General features: G+C 62.5%; 13 protein-coding genes and 2 tRNA genes. 4 read left to right on the top strand and 11 right to left on the bottom strand.

Annotated features, from left to right (window positions below; translation table 11 throughout):
* The first annotated feature begins 343 nt into the window (after positions 1–343).
* Positions 344–5,275, top strand: a complete 4,932-nt coding sequence (locus NKI64_RS10880; protein WP_023692441.1) for an AAA domain-containing protein — start codon at positions 344–346, stop codon at positions 5,273–5,275.
* Entirely contained in the window at positions 5,272–6,786 is a 1,515-nt protein-coding gene (locus tag NKI64_RS10875) for a hypothetical protein (protein WP_023692440.1), read from the top strand. The genes NKI64_RS10880 and NKI64_RS10875 overlap by 4 nt, the downstream gene beginning before the upstream one ends.
* Positions 6,787–7,099: 313 nt before the next feature.
* Here NKI64_RS10875 and NKI64_RS10870 read toward each other — a convergent pair whose 3' ends face one another.
* The 11 genes from NKI64_RS10870 to NKI64_RS10820 all read right to left on the bottom strand — a co-directional run bounded on the left by NKI64_RS10870 (position 7,100) and on the right by NKI64_RS10820 (position 14,742).
* Positions 7,100–8,398, bottom strand: a complete 1,299-nt coding sequence (locus NKI64_RS10870; RefSeq protein ID WP_352667879.1) for a tyrosine-type recombinase/integrase — start codon at positions 8,396–8,398, stop codon at positions 7,100–7,102.
* A 213-nt stretch (positions 8,399–8,611) separates the two neighbouring features.
* Positions 8,612–8,687: transfer RNA gene (locus NKI64_RS10865), tRNA-Phe, on the bottom strand.
* A 214-nt stretch (positions 8,688–8,901) separates the two neighbouring features.
* Complete coding sequence (gene yacG, locus NKI64_RS10860) at positions 8,902–9,093, bottom strand: DNA gyrase inhibitor YacG (protein WP_023669280.1); 192 nt, start codon at positions 9,091–9,093, stop codon at positions 8,902–8,904.
* On the bottom strand, positions 9,090–9,716 hold the full coding sequence (locus tag NKI64_RS10855) for a Maf-like protein (protein ID WP_352667877.1): 627 nt from the start codon (positions 9,714–9,716) through the stop codon (positions 9,090–9,092). Before NKI64_RS10855 ends, yacG begins: the two co-directional genes overlap by 4 nt.
* A 19-nt stretch (positions 9,717–9,735) precedes the next feature.
* The gene (gene infA / locus NKI64_RS10850) at positions 9,736–9,954 is read right to left on the bottom strand and encodes a translation initiation factor IF-1 (RefSeq protein ID WP_006200926.1); all 219 of its coding nucleotides are present in this window, start codon (positions 9,952–9,954) and stop codon (positions 9,736–9,738) included.
* A gap of 185 nt (positions 9,955–10,139) precedes the next feature.
* Entirely contained in the window at positions 10,140–10,604 is a 465-nt protein-coding gene (locus NKI64_RS10845) for an arsenate-mycothiol transferase ArsC (RefSeq protein WP_081725519.1), read from the bottom strand.
* Positions 10,592–11,077, bottom strand: coding sequence for a UPF0262 family protein (locus NKI64_RS10840; protein ID WP_023669283.1), 486 nt, complete (start codon positions 11,075–11,077; stop codon positions 10,592–10,594). Before NKI64_RS10840 ends, NKI64_RS10845 begins: the two co-directional genes overlap by 13 nt.
* Positions 11,078–11,083: 6 nt before the next feature.
* Positions 11,084–12,376, bottom strand: coding sequence for a histidinol dehydrogenase (hisD, locus tag NKI64_RS10835; RefSeq protein ID WP_023732390.1), 1,293 nt, complete (start codon positions 12,374–12,376; stop codon positions 11,084–11,086).
* A gap of 134 nt (positions 12,377–12,510) precedes the next feature.
* Positions 12,511–12,945, bottom strand: a complete 435-nt coding sequence (locus NKI64_RS10830; protein WP_023732389.1) for a DUF2948 family protein — start codon at positions 12,943–12,945, stop codon at positions 12,511–12,513.
* A 167-nt stretch (positions 12,946–13,112) separates the two neighbouring features.
* A complete protein-coding gene (murA, locus tag NKI64_RS10825; protein WP_023732388.1) occupies positions 13,113–14,405 on the bottom strand; it encodes a UDP-N-acetylglucosamine 1-carboxyvinyltransferase in 1,293 nt (430 codons plus the stop codon).
* Between the two features lie 142 nt (positions 14,406–14,547).
* Positions 14,548–14,742 (bottom strand): hypothetical protein, encoded by a 195-nt coding sequence (locus NKI64_RS10820; RefSeq protein WP_352667874.1) that lies wholly within the window; start codon positions 14,740–14,742, stop codon positions 14,548–14,550.
* A gap of 150 nt (positions 14,743–14,892) precedes the next feature.
* Here NKI64_RS10820 and NKI64_RS10815 point away from each other — a divergent pair.
* Both NKI64_RS10815 and NKI64_RS10810 read left to right on the top strand, forming a co-directional pair.
* Positions 14,893–14,967: transfer RNA gene (locus NKI64_RS10815), tRNA-Thr, on the top strand.
* 404 nt (positions 14,968–15,371) lie between these two features.
* The gene (locus tag NKI64_RS10810) at positions 15,372–19,208 is read left to right on the top strand and encodes a caspase family protein (protein WP_352667871.1); all 3,837 of its coding nucleotides are present in this window, start codon (positions 15,372–15,374) and stop codon (positions 19,206–19,208) included.
* Positions 19,209–19,330: the final 122 nt, after the last annotated feature.

Here is a 19,330-nt window from a genome sequence, read left to right as displayed (position 1 = left end):
GGCCTCCCACGACCAGAAGCGGACTGTCTGGAGGCGGCCCCAAACCTGCCAGTCCGCAATGCGCCCAATTTCGGACGGTGAGGCAAACTTTGCCTTCGCCTGGAAGCAGACATTCCGATCGCCATCTTGATAGTCCACGGCAGAGCCCCGAAGCCGCCGTTCGGTCGAGGACTGCGACGTAGTCGGTCGACCCGCGCCAGTGGCCCGCGATCTTCTGGACAACATTGTTCGCTATGATCTACCCCCTTCCGCCAAGGCGCGTATCCTGCTCAAAGGAAGTTGCCAGCGCAAAAACGAAAGCTAACATCTGGAGTGGCCGCGGTAGCGGCTCGGGGGAATTCGCTTGAAGATCATCAACTGCGGGAACGGCCTACATGTGCGCGAGGTGAAGGGCATCGAGACCTTAGCTTCATTGCCTTCGCACTGGTTCGCTTATACGAACCTCGACCTTGCTACCGCGCCCGGCTCAAGCCGCGAGATCGACGTCATCATCGTGGCGGACGACCGCATACTGGTCGTCGATCTCAAGGATTGGTTCGGCCCGATCGAGAGCCGCGATGGGCATTGGTACAACGCCGGGCGGGACCATGGCCCGTCGCCGGTCGCGAAGATATCTGCCAACGCGCGCCACGTCTTCATTCAGCTCGAGGCCCACCTCAAGCGCCACGCCAAGGGCGCAAAGCCGATCGTCCCTAGGGTACAGGGCCTTGTGGTCCTGACCAAGGCCACAGACCTCAGCGGCATTTCGGAGACCGAGCGGCGGGCGGTAATGCCCGTCGCGGCGTTCACTTCTTCGCTCAAGTCGGTTCCCAAGCGGATCGAGGTGTTCGGCAAAGGGCCACCCGCTGGCATCCTGACCTCGGCGGAGTGGAAGGACCAGCTCTCGAAGTTCTTCAATATGAGCAAGGGCGTCTTCGTACCTGGCCGACGGACCTATGGTGGCTTCTATGCCACGTCCGCCGCACCGGTGTTCGAGCACCCCGAGGGAATCTTCGCGGAGTTCGAGGCGAGCGACGAACGGCAGTCGCCAACCCTCGGAGTCCTGCGGCTATGGGATTTCTCCAAGGCGGAAACTCGCTTCCAGACCGAAGAAGGACGTAGCGAGATCGCCGGTCGCGAGCAGGAGGTCATCGCCTACCTGCAGGACCGAAGCGAACAGTGCGACAGCGTGATTGTCGGCGGCAAGACGCGCGACCCGACCTTCGGCGTACGATACTGGGAGGTCTATGACCGCCGGCGCCGGCTTCACCGTCTGACAGATTTTGGCAGCTCCGAGCTAGCTGACCTTAGCCGGGTCGATCGAATCGAACTGGCTCGCCAATTGCTCTCATCCCTCGACGCGCTTCACCTCGCGGAGGCAGCGCACCTCGACCTCGGACAGCACAGCGTCTGGGTGCAGCGACCGTCAACCGTTCGGCTCTCGCACCTGATGGCGGCAAGCTACCCCGATGTTCGCTCGCTCGGCGAGTCGCGCTTCCAGTTTCTGTCAACAGGCAAGCTGCCAGAGGACATCTTCGGAGTCGAAACAACCCCTAAACGTCGCGACGTGTTCCTCGCCGCTTCCGCCATTCACCGCATCCTCCTGGGCACGGGCCCTGCAACCTCGAGCGGAATTCCCGAGTGGGACAGCGAGTGCGACAAGGCATCCGACTACGTCGAACTTTACGGCTGGCTGGCGTCCGCGCTCGCGCCCGACCCAATGCACCGGTTCAAGGACGCGGGAGACGCGCTGACGGCCTTCAACGCTGCAGTCGCCATCCGGCCCACGCCTGCGGAAGTCATAGCAGGGCTTGAGCGGCATCGCGGCGCGATCAAGAGTCAGATGGCTCTCTTCCAGGCCTATCCGCCTGCCGAGATCCTGCGAGACGACGAGACGCGCGCCTTGTGGCGCTCCTGCAAGGACGGTCGCGAGGTGCTGGTAAAGGTCTGGAAGCGTGCTTCGTGGGGCGACCAGAAGAAGGAAGGATCGCGCATCCTTGATTTCCTAGATCAGCTCGCCGAGCTCTCGGCAGTCGAGCCCGAGGGATGCGCGAAAATTCTGGGTGCGATGTGGCTGGGCGATGCGATCGTCATGATCCAGGAGTGGATCGATCGCCCCGACCTCGCGCTGTTGATGGCGGAGCACCCGGAGCAATTTGGCGAGGAAGCGCGGCTTCAATTAATCGACGCTCTTGCCCGGCGGGTCGAGGAGTTGCACACCCTTCGCCTGGCGCATGGCGACCTCAAACCTGCCAACATCCTCGTCGATCCCGCAGCACCGAGCGACCCGGTTATCGTCGACCTGAGTGACTTTACGACGGCCACCGAAGGCGACACTGTAACTGCGCGCTATGCCCCCGAGAGCGGCGGTCGCTTCGAACGCGATTGCTTCGCGGTCACAGTCATCGGCGAGGAGCTCCTCGCCGGAAGCGATTCGAGAATATCCGGCCGCCTTCGCGAGGCAATCGCGAAGGTGCGAACCGACGACCCGGCGAACGCGACGTTGCTTCCCTTGATCGATGTGCTGGCGGCCGGCGAGCCGCACGACGCGGACTTGGCGACGATCCGGCTCGCTAGCCCACACGTAGGGGCAGGCCCTTTGCTACCCGACGAGGGCCATTATTTCCTGCGCCGCGCCCCCTGGGGACGTACGCTCATTATCCGCGGGGCCTGCGAGGAGCTTGAGGTCAGCATCGGGGCTGACGGAAAGCCCTACCGGCTCAACCGGCGCGCTCTGGAGCAGTCAAGGATCAGGCTTTTCCAGAGGTTCGAGTTCGCGTCACTCGAAGCTGCCATCATCGTCGAGGACGGTCCAGTTACCAATCTGGAAGACCTCACTCCGCTGCTCGAACGCGAGGATGTCACTGCGGCCCTGGGTCCGACGCAGCCCAGGGCGACGGACGCCGAGGTGAGCGCGGAGGGCGAGCAGCCCGCCGAACAACGCGACATCGTTTCAGGCGAGTCGCCCGAGGACGACCTGATCGAGGCGATCGCTGCTGAGCCACCGCCGAACGGTCAGGTAGACGTGGCGATGCTGTGGGGGATCCTCGTCGATGCCGAGCGGGAGTTGGTCACCTATGGGCAGGTTGCCGAGGACAGCGTCTTCGACATAAGCATCAACCGGCACAAGGTCCAGTTTGACCTGCTGAGTGGGTCGTTTGACTACAATCGGCGTGACCGTGTCATGGTCGAGCGCGAGGATCGCCGAGGCAATTGGCGGCCCGTCGGCCAACTCGACCTCCAGCGATCCAAGCCTGACACGCTCTATCTGGAAAGCATGCGGCCGGAGCAGCGAAACGGACCGCCGCTAGTGGAGGAGGGCGACGAGCTTCGCTTCCGGAGCCGCATGGAGGAGACCAGCCTCGACCGTCGCCAGGCTGCGGTCAGGCGGATCGTCGGGCGCACCTCGCGTACGCGCAACCTGATCGGAATCCTCGATCCGCGCACCGCGGCAACACCGCAGTCGTTGCCCGATCGCCAGCCGGTCGAAAAGTTGAAGGAGCAGTACGAGCTCAATGACCAGCAGGCCGAGGCCTTGTCAGCTGTGCTCGCCACACGCCCGCTCGCCCTCGTGCAGGGGCCGCCGGGAACAGGCAAGACGGTCTTCATTGCGGCGTTGGTGCATGCCGCTCTCACCTTGGGGCTGGCGCGCAATGTCCTGCTCGCAAGCCAAGCGCATGAAGCGGTCAACAATGCCGCCGAGGCCGTGCTTAAGCTCTTCGCTCGGGCGGGTGAGATACCGAGCATCCTTCGCGTCGGCAACGAGGGTGTTGTCTCAGACCGCCTGCTGCCATTCCACGTCGAGCGAGTCGAGCAGCTCCAGAAGGATAGGTTCCGTGCCGAGATGCGCGAGCGCTTGGCCGTCGCCGCCCAGGGACTGGGCATTCCAGAGGCGCTGACCGACGCGCTGACCCATGTCGAGATTGCGATAAGGCCCGTCGCGGCCCGGCTGGCCAGCTTGCAGGACGAGGAAAGTTCGGCGCAACGAGTAACAGCGCTTCGCGAGACAATCAGCCAGCAGGTCTTGCCGCTTGGCATAGACGACACGCTGCCCGCCGACCTGGCGGCCGAGAAGATTGTCACGACGATTGTCGACGCCTGCCTCCAGGCCATGCCGCAGGGCGAGCGCCCGAGCGCTGACCGTGTTGCTAGGTTCCAGGCAGTCGCAGGGCTAGCACGCGACTTCGTGGGAACAGTCTCGACCGAGCAACGGAGCCTCGAAACTTTCCTCGCCGGAACGCGCCAGATCGTCGCTGGGACCTGTGTGGGGCTCGGCAGATCGGCGCTTGGCTTGACCTCAACACCCTTTGACCTCGTGATCGTCGACGAAGCGGCGCGCTGCACCGCCAGCGAGCTCGCGGTGCCGATCCAGGCGGGCGCATGGATCGTACTCGTCGGCGACCATAAACAGCTTGAGCCACAGCATCCGGAGTCAGTGGTCGACGAAGTCGCCGAGCGCCTCGGCGTGGGCGTGGCGGAGGTTGCGAGGAGCGACTTCGAGCGCATCTTCGAGACACCCTATGGGATTGCCGCGGGTCACACGCTGCGACGGCAATATCGTATGCTCCCCCCGATCGGTGAGATTGTCTCGCGGTCATTCTATGGCAAGCGCCTTGAGCATGGTCGCGTGACGCCGATCATCGACGCAGAAGCGCTACCTGCCGACCTCAGCGCGCCTGTCACGTGGTTCGACACGGCGCCGTTTGGCGAGCGCGCCAAGCAAGCCGATCCCAATCATCGCAAGAGCCTGACCAATACGGTTGAGGCAGACGTGATCGTAAGCCTTCTTAAGCGATGGAGCGAATGCCAGCTGTTCCTCGACTGGCTTGCCCAACAAGCAACGCATGCCCATGGCATCGGGATCATTTGCGCCTATTCGGCCCAACGTGACCTCGTGAGGCGCAAAATCGCCTTGGCACCGATCCATCCCTCGCTGCGAGCCGCGATGAAGGTGGACACGATCGACAGCTACCAGGGCAAGGAAAACCCCATCGTGATCGTGTCGCTTGTTCGCAATAATTGGGACGGGCCCGTGCAGGGCGGCTTCAAGACAATTCGGCCTGGATTCCTCGCAAGGCCCAACCGCATCAACGTCGCGATCAGCCGCGCTATGGACCGCCTTGTTATCGTGGGTAGCTTGAAGCGATGGGAGGAGGCCGGGCCGATGGACCGGATCGCGCGGGCCTTTGCCAGTAACGTTGAATACGGGCACGCAAGGGAAGTAGATGCAATGGCTTTACTGGAGAATCGGCTCAACGCCGCGCCCATCGATGGCGCCTTGGAGAAGGCACAATGACCGTCCAGCCCCGCAGTAAGCTGACGCTCGGCCCCGTGCGCGAGGGGCTCGTCGAAGAATCGGAGGACGGCCCGCTCCAGTTGGCGACGATCGACCTAACGCTGCCCTGTCGTCGGTTCGTCGTCGAGCACAAAGTCGCTGATGTTGGCAAGGTCTCCGTGACAGCCGAGTTTCTAATTCGCTTCGTCCGCGCAATGGGAAGCTGCACAGAGGAAGCGGTCCAGTCCTTCTTCGGATATAGCCGGCGCGAGATGGCCTACGTTTTCCACGAGGTCGAGGACGCCGACTACATCCGTCGGAGCGAGGGACGCATCACGCTGACACAGACGGGGCTTTCGCTCTTCCGCCCTGGTGTCGAAGAACCACTTATCTACGAGGTCGAGCGCAAGATCGCACGCGTCGGCTTCGACCTCATCTCGCTGGCGCCCGCCGAAAAGAAATTTCTGAGCTACTTCGAGCGGAACCTTCCCGAACTGCCGCTGGCCGACGTTGAGCAAGTCAGCTCGGCAACGGAAAGGGTGCCGTCGTCGTTCCGTCGGTTCTTTCGCGAGTTCGCGCTGAAGATCGATCCAATCTCGACCCCGCGACGCACGCTCTATTCCATCGACGGGGTGGCGGCTGAGGAGCGCTTTTCGACGCTCGTGCGCGTCCGGTTGATGTCATCGGGGCTCAAGCCAACCTTACCCGACATCGACCTTTCCGAGTGGAAGTCAGACTACGAGTTGTCAGATCGTGAGGCAGTGGGGCTTGCGGTCGCCGAGATGGTCGAGCGCATGGCTGTTGCGCGGCGGGAAGACGATGGCGAGGCATACCAGCTCCTGATCCAACTTGCCCAAGACTATCTTAAGGAATGGACGCGCCGCGATGGGTTAAGCGTGCAGCGCTTCTATCGACACGCCTTCACGAGCCACGGCGACGTCCGTGCTGACCGCCCGACCGTGCCGATCATCGGCAGCCTATTCACCAAGGAAAATGCGCGTAGGCTGTTCGATGTCGCAAGCTACGGCCTGCGCAAAACGCGCCACGCCGCAGCTGCGATCTATTGGGTGGTGCCCCAGGCCCCACTTTGGGGAAGCACCTCGATCATGGCCGAAATCGTCGAACAGTTCCGCGAACAGATCAATCGCTTGAACGAGGATCTCGGTGTGCGGCAGAACGTAGAGACGATTTCGTTGACCGCACAGCGCGCCGAGCGCTGGGTGAAGGAAGCCTTCACCCGCGGGTACGAGTCGAACGCCCGTGTATTTCCCGGCGGGTTCGAAATGCTGCTCGTCCCGGGTGCCTTCGTCGCCGCAACGGTCCACGCGCCGATCGGCCAACAATCGGGCTTGCCGGTCCCTTTGGGCTTTGCGAGTTTCGACTCGCACGTGTTGGCGCGTGCGGGCGAGTTGCTCGACGCGAACGCCGAAGCGTTCAAACTCGGTGACGTGCTCAGACGAAACCTTATCGCGCCGCCCGCAACGGAAAAGACGGAGGACAGTGCAGGAGGGGCCGTGCCCGCCTCAAAATAGCCGCCGCACCCCTCGAACGGCGAACATGATCCAGAAAAGTTGCGGTTCGCGACCTCGGAGACAGCAGCAGCTTCGCGTCGCACGTTGTTGACAACTCGCGGTGTCGAAAGGGGTCAATGCGCAACGTGATCGAACGAAGCATAATTTTGAGCGTCGTCGAAACGGCATCTATCCCCAAAAATTCTATAAGCGGTCAGACCGCATGCGGCCCCAAACCAACCGTCATCATCCGCTAACCTTAATAGTGTCCTGGAAAGAAAGTTGACCCCTCCGGGCCTACGACTTGGCGACGAGTTTCGGCGTTTTTCGACGGTCAGTATGATTTCCCTTGTATCGGCCTTTGATGAACGGCCGCTGTTTGGTTCAAAGTGGATGGTCGCGTTATTGTATGGACAGCAGGCTTGCGGCGTCCCTCGGTTGAGTTCACCCGCGGGTTTTTGCTCTTGAGTTCATCCAGATAATCGGCCCACCACTGCATCATGTTGATGCGCTCCTCCCAGTGCTCTGCCCGGGCATAGGCGCGCCGAACGTCGTTGTTCTCAATGTGGGCCAGCTGCCGCTCTATCGCGTCCGGATGCCACTCGCCGCATTCGTTCAGCAAAGTTGATGCCGTTGCTCGAAAGCCGTGCGCGGTAGCTTCTTCCTTGCCGTAACCCATACGACGTAGTGCGGCGTTTAGCGTATTGTCGGAAATCGGACGTGAAGCCGATCGAACACTAGGAAACAGCAGCGATCCACCACCAGAAATTTCCCTGAGTGAAGTCAGGACGCTGATCGCCTGCTTTGATAGGGGTATGCGGTGCGGCCGTCGCATTTTCATGCGTGCTTCAGGGATGGTCCACACCGAGCTTTCAAAATCGAACTCTTCCCATTCAGCGACGCGAAGCTCCCCGGGGCGGGGAAACAGCAGCGCCATCAGCATCAGACCGGCCCGGGTTGTAGGCTGTCCGTCAAATGCATCGATCGCCCTCAGCAAACCGCCCAAGGCCTTCGGATCGGTAATCGCGGCGCGAGACGTTACCGTCGGACTGATGAGTGCGCCTCTGAGGGCGAAGGTCGGATCTGTCTCGGCGCGTGCGGTCGCGATTGCGTATCGAAACACGCTGCCGATCGTGGAGCGCAGTCGCCTGGCCGACTCGTATCGACCGCGAACCTCCACGCGGCGGAGGGCGGTAAGGATGGTGGCCGGGTCGATCTCCCGAATGCACTTGTCGCCGATTATCGGATAGGCAAAGTCGAGCAGCCATTTGACCTTGCTGATCGTCCGGTCGGCACGTCCCTCCTTCTTTAGTTTGTCAACATATTCGTCCGCTATTGAGCGAAAGGAGTCCTTTGCCGAATCGGCCTTCCGCAAGCTGCGTTCCTTTCCAGGGTCGACGCCAGCTAGCAGAAGCCTTTTAGCGTCATCGCGCGCCTCCCGTGCCTCGGCGAGAGAGATAAGGGGATAGCTGCCCAGCGCGAGCAGTTTCTGCTTGCCGTCAAAGCGGTAGGCGAGCCGCCAGAGGCGAGAGCCCGTGGGCTGTACCCATAGCTGAAGCCCGCCCCCATCAGATAATTTCACGAGCTTGGAAGCAGGGCGGGCATTTCGACATTTCACGTCGGAGAGGGGCATTCGTCAGGTCTCCCTTGGCTGTTTCGATACCATCAGGATGTCGAATACCAACGGAAATACCATCCCCTCGCCTCGTTGGACCAAATGCTCCTGAAGCGCTCCGTGTCCCGCTTAACCGCGCAAATGCGACTGCAAAAGACCAACAATTCCAAGCGGTTGCAGAAGCTGCAGCGTAGAAGGTTCGGTGAAAGGGAGTGCCGGGAGAAGGGGGGATGGTGCCCAGAGGCGGATTCGAACCACCGACACGCGGATTTTCAGTCCGCTGCTCTACCAACTGAGCTATCTGGGCCTCGCCGGCAAACGAGACATCGCCTGACCGGATTTCAGGAAAGCGCCGTGGGGCACCCCTTGAAAGCGCGTGGGTTATAGCACGGGAATCCGGCCTGTCCAGCGCCTAAGCGCTGATTTTCCGGGGCAATTGTCGCAGACAATACCGACGCCGGCAAAGCAGCAATTGCGTAAGGTCGGCGAAGTGGAATTGCGCGGCCGGCACCGCCCAAACCCTACTTCGGCTCGTCGCTCTCGTCCTCGTCATCCCGCGCGGTGATGACATAGGCGCCCTTCAGCCAGCGGTTGAGGTCGATGTCCTTGCAGCGCTTCGAGCAGAACGGATAGGTCTCGCGCGCCGACGGCTTGCCGCATTCGGGGCAGGGGCGCTTCGGGCGCAGTGGTGTGACCTTATCGTCCAGGCTCATGGCCGCGCGGTATGCCAGCTGGTGTGGACCTTGAAGCCTTCGCCCGAAAGCAGCGCCACCGTCTCGTAGAGCGGCAGGCCGACAATGTTGGTGTAGGAGCCGACCAGCTTGACGAGGAACGAACCGGCGAGACCCTGGACGGCATAGCCGCCGGCCTTGCCGCGCCATTCGCCGGAGGCGACATAGGCGTCGATCTCCTCGCGTGGAAGCCGCTTGAAGCGTACCCTGGATTCAACCAGCCTTTGGCGCAGCTTGCCGCCCGGCGTAATCAGGCAGATGCCGGAATAGACCCGGTGCGAACGGCCCGAAAGCAGTCCAAGGCAATTGGCGGCGTCGTCCAGCGTCTCGGCCTTGGGCAGGATGCGGCGTCCGACCGCGACCACCGTATCGGCGGCCAGCACGAAACTTGGCGCATAGTCTTCCTCGCTTTTCAGCGAGGCCAGCGCCTTCTCGGCCTTTTCCTTCGACAGCCGCTTGGCCAGCGAGCGCGGATGTTCGGCGCGCAGCGGCGTTTCGTCGACATCGGCTGGCAGCACGCGGTCCGGCTCGATGCCGGCCTGTTGCAACAGTTCGATCCGGCGCGGCGAACCAGAGGCAAGCACGAGCTTCTGCAGGATGCTCATCGCGGTTCGCGCCGGACTGTTACTTGAAACGGTAGGTGATGCGGCCCTTGGTCAGGTCATAGGGCGTCATCTCGACCAGGACCTTGTCGCCGGTCAGCACACGGATGCGGTTCTTGCGCATGCGGCCGGCCGTATGGGCGATGATCTCGTGTTCGTTTTCGAGCTTCACCCGGAACATCGCGTTGGGCAACAATTCCGTCACGACACCCGGAAACTCGAGGACTTCTTCCTTCGGCATTCGATACCTTTGCTTGGATTGCAGTTCCGGCGCCCTGGAGCGCCCAGGCCGGAATTTCGGCGGAACCTATATGATAATCGTGCGCTTGTGAACACGCTTAGATCGCGTCATATGCGACGCGCTCCAAGCTTTCGTTTTATGCATGTCGTTGTCTCAAAACCGGGACCGCTTTTGAGCGACATGCATCAATCCGCCGCGTTTTTTACCTCCGGAAGCAGAAAACGTCGGCTGATGCGCGCTTTCAGCCGTTCTCTCACGTCGCGATAGCTGGCCATGATCTGCTCGCGCCTGCCGCCGACATCGGTCGGATCCGGCATCGGCCAGTATTCGACGTCGACGGCAAGCGAGCGGGTGAGTTCGAGCGCGGCGTGGTGGGCTTCCGGCGCCAGGGTGACGATCAGGTCGAAATAATCGTCCTCGAGATCGTCCATCGAGCGCGGCTGGCGCTCGCCCAGCGTCAGGCCCTCTTCGGCCAGCACCGCGTCGACGAACGGATCGCGCTCGCCCCTGTGCACGCCGGCAGAGGCGACGAAAGTGGCCGGCGGCAGCATGCGCCGCGCCAGCTGCTCGGCCATCGGTGAGCGCACGGCGTTCATGCCGCACAAAAACAGGATCGAGCGGGGCGCCCCAGTCAGGTCTAACCCCGCCAGTGCAGCACGCAGACCAGCGTGAACAGCCGCCGCGCCGTGTCGAAGTCGATGTCGATCTTGCCGGCAAGCCGGTCCATCAACGTCTGCGAGCCTTCATTGTGCAGGCCGCGCCGGCCCATGTCGATCGCCTCGATATGGCTTGGCGTCGAGGAGCGGATGGCGTCGTAATAGCTTTCGCAGATCAGGTAGTAGTCCTTGACGATGCGCCTGAGCGGCGTCAGCGACAGGATATGGGTGACGACATCAGCACCATCCTCGCGGGCGACCGCAAACACCAGCCGGGATTCGGCCAGCGAGAGCTTCAGCCGATAAGGCCCGGCGCCGTCATCATTGACCGGCTGAAAGCTGTTTTCTTCGATCAGGTCGAAGATCGCCACCGCGCGCTCATGTTCGACATCGGGCGTCGAACGGCCGATCGACTCGTCGAGCTCGACATCGATCAGCCTTGCGCGGGTTTGATCGCCGTCCGCCATCGCCGCCTACATGTTCAGCCGGATGGCGACGGAGCGGCCATGCGCGTCGAGGCCTTCCGCCTTGGCCAGCGCAATCGCCGCCGGCGCAAGTGCTCTCAGCTGCTCCGGCCCGAGCTTCAGGATCGAGGTGCGCTTGACGAAATCGAGCACCGACAGGCCCGAAGAGAAGCGCGCCGAACGCGCCGTCGGCAGCACGTGGTTGGAGCCGCCGACATAGTCGCCGATGACTTCGGGCGTATGGCGTCCCAGAAACACAGCACCCGCATTGCGCATCCTGGCCAGGAAGCCTTCGGCATCGTCGATAGCAAGCTCGACATGTTCCGCGGCGATGCGGTCGACCAGCGGCAGCGCGGCCTCGATGGTCTCCACCAGGATCACCGCACCGAAATCGCGCCAGCTGGCAGCCGCCGTCTCGGCGCGCGACAGGTTCTGCAGCTGCCGCTCGACCGCCTGTTCGACGGCCTTGCCGAAGGCCGGATCGTCGGTGATGAGGATCGACTGCGCCGACACGTCGTGCTCGGCCTGCGCCAGAAGATCGGCGGCGATCCAGTCGGGATCGTTGCTGCCGTCGGCCACCACCAGCACTTCAGACGGTCCGGCAATCATGTCGATGCCGACCGTGCCGAACACCTGGCGCTTGGCGGCGGCGACATAGGCATTGCCCGGTCCGACGATCTTGGCGACCGGCCGGATTGTCTGCGTGCCATAGGCAAGGGCGGCAATCGCCTGCGCGCCGCCGACGCGGTAAATCTCCGAAACGCCTGATATATCGGCTGCCACCAGCACCAGCGGATTGATGATGCCGCCCGGCGCCGGCACGACGATGACGATGCGCTCGACGCCCGCCACCCTGGCCGGCACGGCGTTCATCAGCACCGAGCTTGGATAGCTTGCCGTGCCGCCCGGCACATAGAGCCCGACCGCCTCGATCGCCGTCCAGCGCGAACCCAACTCGACCCCGGCGGCATCGGTATAGCGATCGTCCTTGGGCATTTGTCGCTCGTGATGGGATCGGATGCGGTCGCGCGCGAACTTGAGCGCATCGACCGTCTGCGGATCGGCGTCTTTGTAGGCCTGCGCGATGTCGTCCTTCGACACGGCAATGCCGAGGCTATTGAGGTCGGCCTTGTCGAATTTCAGCGTGTAGTCGACCAGGGCAGCGTCGCCCTCGGCACGAACCCGCGCAATGATGGCGCGCACGGCAGTGTCAACGTCTTCCGATACCTCCCGCTTGGTGGTCAGGAAGGCGGCGAAACGCTGCTCGAAACCGGCATCGGACTGGATAAGCGTAATGGCCATCGGCTGCGTCTAGATCGTGATGAGACTTGGTTGAAATCTCATCACGATCTAACCCTTTGTTGGAGCAAGATCTCTGGACAAACGATTCCCGTTTTGTCCAACAAAAACCGGCACCCACTTTTGGGGATCATGCTCTAGACCCTGTGCACCGGACGCGAGGTGGCTTCCCAGGCGCCGCCTATGTCGGCAAGCCGCGCCTCGATGCATTCGACGTCGAGCATGATCGCGCCGCCGCCGGAAAAGACCAATTCGACGATGCCGGCCGGCTTGCTGATTTCGATAAAGCTGATTGCCAGAAGCGACAGCACCTCGGTCGGCCGATCGCGGGCAATGCCGCTGGTCTTGGCGCCGAGCACGCGGTCGAAATGCAACACCGCCTGGCGCCGCTCATTGTGCTGGCTGAACAGCCCGGACTTCGCCTCCCAGACGAAGCGGTTCATGGTCAATATGAAACGCTTGGCCGAAGGCAGGTATTCGAGATCCGAGACCTTCATCACGGCGTCCTGGACGTGAGCCGAGACGATGCTCAGATCCTGATCGTCGAGCGCAACGAGTTTGAGGGCTGCCATGCCGAATGCACACCTGAAAGTTGGTTTCAGCCTTCTGTTAGGCGGTCTTTCCGGTCCGTGCAACCGCGACACAAACTCAACCCGAGGCTAGGGCCTCGGGTTTGAAGTGTTGGTAGCGAATGAAGGCAGCACCAGACGCCTGTCTGTCTGAAGCAACTGCCGTGCGGTCAAGCCGAAATCCGCTCGATCACCGCGCCGCAATTGGAGAGCTTTTCTTCCAGCCGCTCAAAACCGCGGTCGAGGTGGTAGACGCGGTTGACCGTCGTTTCGCCTTCGGCCGCCAGACCGGCGATGACCAGCGACACCGAGGCGCGCAGATCGGTCGCCATCACGGGCGCGCCCTTCAGCTTGGAGACGCCGTCGACGATCGCCGTTTGGCCGGACAGCGTGATGTGGGCGCCGAGCCGGGCCAGTTCCTGCACATGCATGAAGCGGTTTTCAAAGATGGTCTCGGTGATGCGCGACTTGCCTTTGGCCATGGTCATCAGGCCCATGAACTGCGCCTGCAGATCGGTCGGGAAGGCCGGGAACGGCGCCGTCGTTACGTCGACCGGCGAAATGCCGGCGCCGTTGCGCCGGACGCGAATGCCGGAATTGGTCGGCGTGATCTCGGTACCGGTCTGGGCAATCACATCCAACGCGGTCTGTAGCAGCTCGGGGCGGGCGCCTTCGAGCACGACATCGCCGCCGGTCATGGCCACAGCCATGGCATAGGTCCCGGTCTCGATGCGGTCGGGGATGACGCGCACTCGCGCGCCCGACAGCGATTCGACGCCATCGATGGTGATGGTTGGAGTGCCGGCGCCGGAAATTTTTGCGCCCATGGCGTTGAGGCATTCGGCGAGGTTGACGATTTCGGGCTCGCAGGCGGCGTTTTCCAGCACCGTCTCGCCCTTGGCGAGCGCCGCCGCCATCATCAGCACATGGGTGGCGCCGACGGAGACTTTCGGGAACACATAGCGATTGCCGACGAGGCGGCCGTTCCTGGTCTTGGCCAGCACATAGCCAGTGTCGACATCGATGTCGGCGCCCAGCGCCTGCAGGCCTTCAAGGAACAGGTCGACCGGCCGCGTGCCGATGGCGCAACCGCCGGGAAGCGACACTTTCGCCTCGCCCATGCGGGCCAGCAGCGGGCCGATCACCCAGAACGATGCCCGCATCTTCGACACCAGCTCGTAAGGCGCGGTCGTGTCGACGATGTTGCGGGCCGAGAAGTTGATGGTGCGCGAATAGCCCTCATTCTGCTTCTCGCGGCGGCCGTTGACCGAATAGTCGACGCCGTGATTGCCGAGAATGCGGATCAGCTGCTCGACATCGGCCAGATGCGGCACGTTTTCCAGCGTCAGCGTGTCGTCGGTGAGCAGCGAGGCGATCATCAGCGGCAAAGCAGCGTTTTTCGCGCCCGAAATCGGAATGCTTCCGGCGAGCTTGTTGCCGCCGACAATTCTGATGCGATCCATGAGAGAAATGTCCCCTCGGCCCGAAAGGCCGGTTTTCGTCAGTTTGAGTATCGGCCCGTCTAGACCATTGGCCGGCTTGGTTCAAGAATAGGATTTCTGAGCCCCTTTGGCCAAGGTGACCGGCCAGTGTGGCTGATATCGGTCAGTCCTTGTGCATTTTTTCAGCAGCCGCCAGGCCTTCCGGGCGCTGGTCAGCGTCACCCGTGCGCCGCGAACGCGCTTGCGTCTTGCGCTTCATGAGATTGGCGCGCAACTGCTCGGCCAGACGGTCCTTGCGGTTAGTCCCGTCCTTTTTTGCCGGATCAGCCTTTTTCGGTGGATTTGTCTTGTCGTCCATCGTTCCGTCCCGCCCGCGACTGGCAGGGCCTGCCGTTCAAGGGATAGCTAGCATTGTGGCGCCGCCGTGTCAGCGAAACTTGTCTGGCAAAGCCGTTCACAGACGCCTTGCGCTTGCCGGTTCTATATGGCAGAAGCCCCGCCATCAGCGGCTGCGGTAGCTCAGTGGTAGAGCACTCCCTTGGTAAGGGAGAGGTCGAGAGTTCAATCCTCTCTCGCAGCACCAGATCATCCCCTTGATTTTAAAAAGATGCAGTCGCGAAGTCGGGGTCTCGTTGCGGACCAAAAAAGCCGGCTGACGCAAAAAAAGTGCCAATCCCGCGCATCCAACCGTGGCCCCCTCGCCCGGAAACATTGAGAGAAAGAGGCTCTACGGGGCCGGACGACTGCTCAACAAGTCCGGACCTGTCAACTCATGAACAGGCCGGACTGGCCGTATCCGGCATGCTGAATACTACCGCTCGCACGCTGAAAGCCAGCCGCCTCGTACGCATATCCATGACAAGAACACAGCTCGCCCAAGGACTTGCCATCGGCCGGCCATCATGATGCCATCTCGCCTGCGGAAGATAGCGTTGGGTTTTGGGGTAGAGAATGCTCTTTGGGCGAACGGCAGGTGCGACAGGGCGCATGTGCGCGGCAATTGCTGCGGCACTGGCGCTGTGCCTATGCGCGTTTGGCCCCGCTTTGGCTGAAGAGCCGAAGGCGCTGAAAGGCGTCGCGCTCATCATCGGTCAGTCCGACTACCAGCATGTCGGCAAACTGCCCAATCCGGAAAACGACGCCCGCGCCATCGAGGAGATGTTCGACAGGCTCGGCTTCGAGACCAATGTCGCCACCAACCGCGACGCGCGCAAATTGCGGCGCGATCTCGAAGGCTTCGTCGACGATGCCGAGGGCGCCGATGTCGCCATCATCTACTATTCCGGCCACGGCATCGAAGCCGGCGGCGAGAATTATCTAGTCCCTGTCGATGCCGATATCTCGGCGCTCGACAATGCCGGCGAAAAGCTGGTGCCGCTGTCGTCCATCGTCGCCGAACTGAAGGCCAAGGTGCCGGTCACCATCGTTCTGCTGGACGCCTGCCGCAACGATCCGTTCCCGCCGGGCACGCTCCTGAAGCTGGCGCCGGGCGACGAAGGCAAGCCGATTGGCGCCGGCGGTCTCGGGGAAACGCGCGGCGTGGTTTCCCTGAAGGGCGGCGCCGACGCCAAGGGCTCGGTCGACGACAGCCTCGGCCAGGTCATCGCCTTTGCCGCCGAGCCCGGCAAGGTTGCGCTGGACGGTCCGGCCGATGGCAACAGCCCCTATGCGGCAGCGATCCTGCGCCACATCGACACGATGGGCGGCGAGGAATTCGGCACCGTTTTGCGCATGATCGGCGAGGAGGTCTATCTCAAGACCAACGGCCAGCAGCGGCCCTGGGTCAATGAGAGCCTGCGCCGGCTGCTCTATTTCGGTACCCCCGCCGAGGCGCCGAAAGGCGACGAGGGGGAAATCCTAAGGGAGCGGCGCCAGCTCCTGCTGACTATCTCGACGCTACCCGATCCGGAGCGCCGCCAGATCGAAACCATAGCGCGTGACGGCAAGGTGCCGATGGATGGGCTCTACGCCATGCTGAAGGCGCTCGGGGTCGACATACCCAAGGATCCGGCTGAGCTCGACAAGCTGCTGCGTGGCCAGACCGAACGGCTGAAACACGTGTTGGCTGAACGCGAGACTTTGAAAAACCCGGACCCCGAAATTGCCAGGCTATCGAAACTCGCCGAACAGGCGGTTCAGGAAGGCGCGCTCGAAGCGGCGCAGAAATTCAACGAGCAGGCCAAGGCCCGCATCGGCGAACTTTCGTCTACGGTCGACCAGGCCGAGGCCGAGCTGAAGGCAAAGCGGCTGGAATTCGCAAAGGTCTTCGCCAGCAGTGCCAGGACTTATGAAATCTCCTTCAACTTCAAGGAGGCGGCGCAGGATTACGCCAAGGCCTTCGAGCAGGCTGCCAAATGGAGCGACGAAGACGCGTTCTACTACAAGGCGGCAGAGGCCAACGCTCTGTCGGAACAAGGGGACTTCTCCGGCGACAATGCGTATCTCGCCCAGGCCCTGACAGCCTATGAACAGGCATTGACCTATGTCACCCGCGAAAAGTTGCCGCTGCTTTGGGCGGCCACCCAGAACAATATGGGCGCCACGCTTGCTACGTTGGGCGAACGGGAAGCCGGCCGCGAAAACCTCGACAAGGCAGCTGCCGCCTATGAGCAGGCGCTGACCGTCTATACGCATGACGCCTACCCCGACGACTGGGCATCGACCTATGGCAATCTGGGCACGGTCTACTGGCGGCTCGGCCAGCGCGAGAACGGGACGGCACTGCTTGAGCGGGCAGTCGCGGCCTTCCGCTCGGCGCTCGAGGTACAGTCGTTGAAGAAACTGCCGCTGGAATGGGCGGCGACGCAGAACAATCTCGGCATCGTGCTGTCCGAGATCGGCGAACGCCAGACCACATCGGACAGTTTTCGCGCCGCAATCGAAGCGCATCGTGCGGCGCTGACCGAATACAGCAGGGAGCGCGTACCGCTCGACTGGGCGCTGAGCCAGGTCAATCTGGGGGCAGCGCTCTACCGCCTCGGTGAGCGCGAAAAGGATATCGCGACCATGCAGCAGGCGGTTGCTGCCTATCAGGCGGCGACCGGCGAAATGACCAGGGAACGCGCGCCGGCGCAATGGGCGACAATCCAGAATAATCTGAGCACGGCGCTGGAATCGATCGGAACCATTAACGGCGATGTCGCCACGCTTGAGCAGGCGCGCGACGCCGCCCTTGCATCGCTTATGGTTTGGACGCGCGAGCACGCCGCGGCGAGCTGGGCCAACGGCCAGCTGACGCTCGGCAACGCCTTGCAGCGCCTCGGCGCCAAGCAGAAGAACAAGGAACTGCTGCTGGAGGCAGCCACCGCGTACCAGGCCGCTCTGTCCGAATATCCGCGTGAGAAACTGCCGCTCGACTGGGCTTCGCTGCAGCAGAATCTGGGATCGGTCAACGACACGCTCGGCGATCTCGATACGGGAACCGATTACTACATTCAGGCGGTGACCGCGTATCGTCAGGCATGGGAGGTCTATACCGCAACCGCCGCGCCGCGCGAGTTCGCTTCGATCGGCTACAGCCTTGCAGGCACGCTGTCGAACTGGGGCGAACGCGCGGGGGACATCTCGATCCTGCGGCAGGCGATCGATGTCTACGGTCAGGTGCTCAGGGTTCGCACCCGCGACAAGGACCCAGCCAATTGGGCCAAGACGGAATTCCGCCTCGGCTGCGCATTGATGATGTCAGGCAAGCTGGCCTCTGACGATCTACTGCTGCAGCAATCGGTCGACGCGCTGCGGGCGGCGCTCGACGGGCAGACGAAAGGCGGTGATGTCACGGAGATCGGCCAGACGCGCCGCGTGCTCGGCCAGACCCTGTCGATCCTGGGCAACAATACATCCAACCTGGACTTGCTGGCGCAAGCAGCCGACATGCTGGAAGCCGCGCTCCCCGCCTACTCCAAGGACGCCGACCCGGAGGAGTGGGCCAATATCAATTACGACCTCGGCTTTGCCCTCTACAGCCAGGGCCGGATTGGTGGCGACGCCACGTTCTACGCCAAGGCCGTGGAGAGCTTCGAGAGGGCAGCGCGGATCTACGACGGTTTTCCCGACCGCATGCAATGGGCGCGCACCAAGGGCGATATCGGCAATGCCTTGCTGATGGCCGCGGACGGCAAGGACGTCGAGTTGCTCACCCGCGCGATTGCCGCCTATGACGCAGCGCTCAGCGTGGTAACGCGCGAGAATGCGCTGGCTGTCTGGGAGAACAATCAGAACAATCTCGCCGGCGGGCTGTCGAGTCTTGGTTACTGGGCGAACGATGTCGGCAAGCTGAAACGAGCCGCTCAGATCTACCGCGACCTCGCCACGGTGCGAACGATCGCCCGCGATCCCGATCTCTGGATCACCAACCAGACCAGTCTCGCGCAGACGCTGAGCATGATCGCGGCCCGCGAGCCTTCGGCTGAATTGTACGAGGAGGCGATTGTCGTCAACCGGGCGCTTGCCGAGCAGCTCGGTCGCGACCGCGATCCCGAACGTTGGGCCAATGCGCGCAACGAGATGGGCTATGCCTTGACCATGGCCGGCCGCGCCGAAAACAATGTCGCGCATTTCGAGGAGGCGGTGCTGGTCCTGCGCGAGGCGATCGTGGTGCAAAAGAAGATCAATTCGGTGCCGGCTGTCGCCTTCACGCAGGACAGCCTGTGCGACGTGCTGGTCGATCTGGGCGCCGCCCGCAAGGACAAGGCGATGGCACAGGAAGCGATCGCCGCATGCCAGGACGCGCTCGTCATCTTCCGTGACAAGAAGATGGACGATCTCGCCGCCGGTTCCGAAAAGAACCTCTCCGAGGCACAGGCGTTGGTGGCCGAGTTGCATTAATCCGAGCCCGCGCTCCCGGATGCGGGCGAATGGTGGGCACGCCAGCGTTCACGCTGTTGCGCAAGCAAACGTCATCGGCTCGCCATGGCGTGACAGAGATGCGATGTGGCAGTATCGGCTTG

The sequence above is a fragment of the Mesorhizobium sp. M0478 genome, assembly GCF_040321305.1.
GTDB lineage: Bacteria > Pseudomonadota > Alphaproteobacteria > Rhizobiales > Rhizobiaceae > Mesorhizobium.
This window is presented reverse-complemented; position numbering and strand designations above follow the sequence as displayed.